The sequence below is a fragment of the Streptomyces sp. H39-S7 genome, from assembly GCF_027158205.1.
Classification (GTDB): domain Bacteria; phylum Actinomycetota; class Actinomycetes; order Streptomycetales; family Streptomycetaceae; genus Actinacidiphila.
This window is the reverse complement of the sequence record NZ_JAPVLU010000114.1, coordinates 1,220-5,851: the sequence shown is the minus strand read 5'-3', so window position 1 is coordinate 5,851 and position 4,632 is coordinate 1,220. Positions and strand designations below refer to the sequence as shown.

Genomic DNA, 4,632 nt, shown 5'->3' with positions numbered 1-4,632 from the left:
CGCCGGAGGCCCGCCCCCGCCCCGCGACCGTCTGCCGGACCGGGACGCCGGCCAACGACTCCCTCCACGTCCTTCTCCCTCGAGACGGCAGCGGACGCCGATGCCTCTTCATACGCGAGGCCTCCTTCCCGCGAGCACAACCGCACCAGGTCACGACACCCGCCCCGGGCACCGCACGAAGCCTTTCGGCTGCCTTGTCAACCGCACCGCGGCCACCCCGACGGTCGCCTGGGGCCCTGAGAACCGGGTGCGTGGAGGTGGACCCCGCCCCCACGCACCCCGTCATCGATTCGCTGAGGAGCGATCTCCATGAGGAAACCAATCCGCACGCTACTGACCATGGCGGCCCTGGCCCTGACCGTGCCTCTCACCCCTGCCCCTCAAGCTCAAGCGCTCGACAACGGCGTGGCCCGCACCCCGCCGATGGGGTGGAACAGTTGGAACACCTTCGGCTGCAACATCAACGAGGCGCTGATCCGTCAGACCGCCGACACAATGGTCAGCTCCGGCATGCGCGACCTCGGATACCAGTACGTCGTCGTCGACGACTGCTGGTTCAACCCGAGTCGTGACTCCGCAGGCAACCTGCAGGCCAATCCGTCGAGGTTCCCGAGCGGCATGAAGGTCCTCGGCGACTACCTGCACACGCGAGGCCTGAAGTTCGGACTCTACCAAGCACCCCTGGACCGTACCTGCGCCCAGTACTTCGGCTCCTATCCGGGCGCTACCGGCAGTCTCAACCACGAGGTCCAGGACGCCCGGCAATTCGCCGCCTGGGGCGTCGACTATCTCAAGTACGACTGGTGCTCTCCCACCGGCACCATCGACGACCAGGTCCGCACCTTCGGGAAGATGCGCGACGCCCTGGCTGCCACCGGCCGGCCGATCCTCTACAGCATCAATTCCAACAGCATCCACGAGAAGACCGGCCCGCAGCGGAACTGGGGCGACGTCGCCAACATCTGGCGCACGACCGAGGACATCACCAACGTCTGGAACTCCGGTCAGACCAACGGCTACCCGATGGGCATCCAGAACATCGTCGACGTCAACGCGCCCTTGTCCGGCTACGCCAAGCCGGGGCAGTTCAACGACCCCGACATGATGGTGGTCGGCCGGGGCGGCATGACCGACACCGAGATGCGCAGCCACTTCGCCCTCTGGTCGATCATGGCCGCCCCACTGATCGCGGGCAACGACATGCGGAACATGGACGCCGCGACCGCCACGATTATGAAAAACCCGAACCTGATTGCCATCAACCAGGACCCGCTCGGCCTCCAGGCCACCCAGATCAGCAACGACGGCACCCGCCGCATCCTGGCCAGACCACTGAGCAACGGCGACGTGGCGGTCGCACTGTTCAACCAGGGCAGCAGCACGACGACGATCAGCACCACCGCCTCGGCGATCGGCCTGTCCGGCACCTCATTCAGCCTGCATGAAGGCTGGACGAACGCCGTCACCTCGACCACTGGAGCCGTCTCGGCGAGCGTGCCGTCCCACGGCACCGTCGTGTTCCGGGTCAGCGGCGGAACACCCAGTCCCATGTCCGTGATCCAGGGCGTGGGATCAGGAAAGTGCCTCGATGCCGCCGGATCCTCCCGGGCGAACGGAACCCGGGTGGAGATCTGGGACTGCCACGGTCAGATCAACCAGCAGTGGACCTCCACGGCAGCCGGTGAACTGCGGCTCTACGGAGACAAGTGCCTTGACGTCAACAACAACGGCACCGCCGACGGCACCAGCGTCATCCTTTGGGACTGCAACGGCCAGAACAACCAGAAATGGCGCTTCGGCACCGACGGGAGCATCACCGCCCTCAGCGCGAACAAGTGCCTGGACGTGCCCGGCAACGCCACGGCCGACGGCGTCTACCTGCAGATCTGGACATGTAACAATGCCGCCAACCAACGGTGGAACCGCGCCTGACCCAGCAATCCCCTCATGACCCCCGAGCGGGTGGGTGTGCGAGGAGGAACCCCTACCTACTGGACACGTCCAGCCGCTGCCCGGCGGTCTGTTCGTCGGCGACAGGCCCCGATGGCTCTGTACGCGAGAACGGACAGCACTTTGACACCGGTTTGGGAGGCGATAGGGGGCTGGCATCGGGTCGGAATGTTCACGAGTTTCGACAGCACCCCGTTACCCCAGAATGGCTGGGCACTGCACGGTCACCGAGGGATCTGAACTGCGTAGAGCGCGCCAATCCCGGTGGCGAGGGTGCCGAGCAGGAGCCGGAGGGCCGTCTCAGGCAGGTGCGGCTGGAGCCGTGCACCGAGATATCCGCCCAAGAGGCCACCGGCACCGCAGGACAGGCCCAGCAGCCAGTTGGGGGCGACGTCGCCAGTGACGGCGAGGGAGAGCAGCGCGTAGGTGGCCGCGCCAACGATGGAGGTGACAAAGGTGGAGGCTAGGGCGGCGGGTGCGACGGTGGCGACCGGTGTTCCGCGGCCGACGAGGATCGGGCCGAGTAGCGAGCCGCCCCCGATTCCGTAGATGCCGCCGATCACGCCGACGGCCAGGGCCAGCGACGTCGTGGCGCGAGGCGAAGGATGGTCGCGGGTACGGGGTGGGGCCGGGCGTACGGTCCACAGCCACAGCCACAGCCCGAGCGGCAGGAGCAGCGCAGCAATCATGAGCCGGAAGACGCGCGGGCCAGGCACGGCGTAGACACGGATTACGGCACCGATGACGACGCCGGGAACGGTGCCCGCGATCAAGAGCCGGATCAGCGGTCCGCGGAGCTGTCCGGTCCGCCAGTAGCGCAGGAGGGCACCAGGGCCGGCCACAACGTTGTAGAGCAAGTTCGTGGGTGTCACGGCTGGGCTGGGCACTCCCAGCACACTGACCTGGACAGGCAACAGGAAGACCGCTCCGGAGACGCCCACGGGGCCGTGGTGACGGATATCAGGAACCCGGCGGCGAACCCGAGCGTCCCCATCAACCAGTCCACGACGTCCCCCTCGGCACTCTCCAATCGACACCCGGAATAGGCTCCGGATCAGGTGCCTCCCGTTCTCGTGAACATCGACCCCGCCAACGATCCAACCGCCTCCCAAGGCGGTGAACAACTGCCGTCCAAACTCGTGAACAATGTCCTCTGCCACTGAATCTTGACCGTCTGTCACCGAGGTTTGACCGCGCTCTCGGTTCTCGTGCCGGACCGCGAAGGGGTCTTGACAGCGCCGCTGCCTAGAGTGGCCACTGGCATGCGCGGAGATCATGACCTGCGCTCGCAGAGAGGGGTGCACGTCGTGAGTGACGGTATTCAGTGGCTGATAGGGCTTGACGACTGGACGTACAGCGTCATCTTCGCCCGTGGCATAACGCCGGAGGAACTCGCCCTGCGCATGGACGGTGTGTCGGGCTCTGTCCTGTCGCCGATCACGGGCATGGGGGCATGGTCTTTGGTCATGGACCACCGGACGGATGACGAGGATTTGGTACGCATCGGCGCGAGCGAGGGGTGGTCTTTTGCCTTGGAGTACGGGGTCCCTACAGGGAAGGAACGTCTGGCCGAGATCTCACGGGACGGGGTGGAAGTCGTCCATCTGGACCCTCAGCCGGAGCATCCGCCGAAGCAGTTCGCCTACGCCAAGGATGGGGTGGACATCTGTTCCTTCGGCATCTGTGAAGAGGTTTGGCGATGGGGCCAGCAGCCGGACTTCTTGTTGGCCGAACTGGTACGGGCCGGGGTGCTCCACCCGGACGGCGAGTCTGCCCGCCCAGATGACGTTCCCTTCGGGGACGACGAACGTGCCACGCTGGCGATCCTCGAGACCCGGTTCGCCCTCGCCCTGCCCCGTGACGTGGAAGAGCGGCAACTTCCGGCCTTCATAATCCGATAGTCCTCCCCCCTCTGTGACCTCGCTTACCGAGTAGTTGGTCAAACTTCGTTGGCAAACCGTCAAGCATCTGTGTCAAGGGACAAACAAAGCCAGTAGCTGTCGCGCCGGATGTCACGCGGCTTGTCACACCAGGTGTCACGCTGCTCGGCGACAGCCCCCTGACCTGGGCACAGGACCGCCAACGCCCCCTTTGCAGCAGGGGGCGTGACAGCGTGACACTCATGCGTCGACGGCGACGGCCTGGCGCTCGCGAATGACTGGCGCGGCGGCGATCCCGCGCTGCACCGCTGCCCGCCAGATGTCTCCGGCCGGGGTCACCTGCGCCGCCAGTTCCTCGTACTCGGCCAGCGCTTCATCTTCGGACGTGTGGCGGAACGCCTTGGTTGGCAGCATGTCAGGGTGCTTGTCCCGCCAGTCCGGCAACTTTCCGATCGTGTCTTCACTGGTGTGCCAGCACGCCGCCAGCACCTGGCTCACCAGCGGAGCCGGGAGCTGCACCGTCACCCACTCCGGCCAGCGTGCCGGGCCAGCGCCCCAGATTCTTCGCCTGCGCCGGCGGCACCGGCCACGCCCGGTCCCAGCCGCGCGCGGCCAGTTCGGCCCGCACCTCGAATGTCACCAGCACGTCCAACGAGTCGGCCAACTCACCGCTCTCGCGCAGGTGCACCCGGTTCATCGCCCACTGCGCCCGCTTCGCCGGGGCCTCCCGGCCGGGCAGCCCGTCCCAGTCCCCGCGCGATGTCGGCGGCAGTGCCCGTGCCCGTCCCGCTCGGCTTTGAAG

Annotated in this window: 3 protein-coding genes and 2 pseudogenes; 2 read left to right on the top strand and 3 right to left on the bottom strand. The window is 66.6% G+C overall.

Annotation, left to right across the window (positions count from 1 at the left end; all coding sequences use genetic code 11):
* Window positions 1-309 precede the first annotated feature (309 nt).
* Entirely contained in the window at window positions 310-1,932 is a 1,623-nt protein-coding gene (locus O3X23_RS43465) for a glycoside hydrolase family 27 protein (RefSeq protein WP_269280805.1), read from the top strand.
* Between the two features lie 242 nt (window positions 1,933-2,174).
* Here O3X23_RS43465 and O3X23_RS43460 read toward each other — a convergent pair.
* A pseudogene (locus tag O3X23_RS43460) lies at window positions 2,175-2,944 on the bottom strand (TSUP family transporter).
* Window positions 2,945-3,257: 313 nt separating this feature from the next.
* On the opposite strand from O3X23_RS43460, the gene O3X23_RS43455 reads away from it, so the two are divergent.
* A complete protein-coding gene (locus O3X23_RS43455) occupies window positions 3,258-3,851 on the top strand; it encodes a DUF6461 domain-containing protein (protein WP_269280803.1) in 594 nt (197 codons plus the stop codon).
* A 219-nt stretch (window positions 3,852-4,070) separates the two neighbouring features.
* Here O3X23_RS43455 and O3X23_RS43450 read toward each other — a convergent pair whose 3' ends face one another.
* Complete coding sequence (locus O3X23_RS43450; protein ID WP_269280800.1) at window positions 4,071-4,328, bottom strand: hypothetical protein; 258 nt, start codon at window positions 4,326-4,328, stop codon at window positions 4,071-4,073.
* Window positions 4,291-4,632: pseudogene (locus O3X23_RS43445) on the bottom strand (hypothetical protein); the annotation flags it as partial. The pseudogene O3X23_RS43445 and the gene O3X23_RS43450, both read right to left, overlap by 38 nt.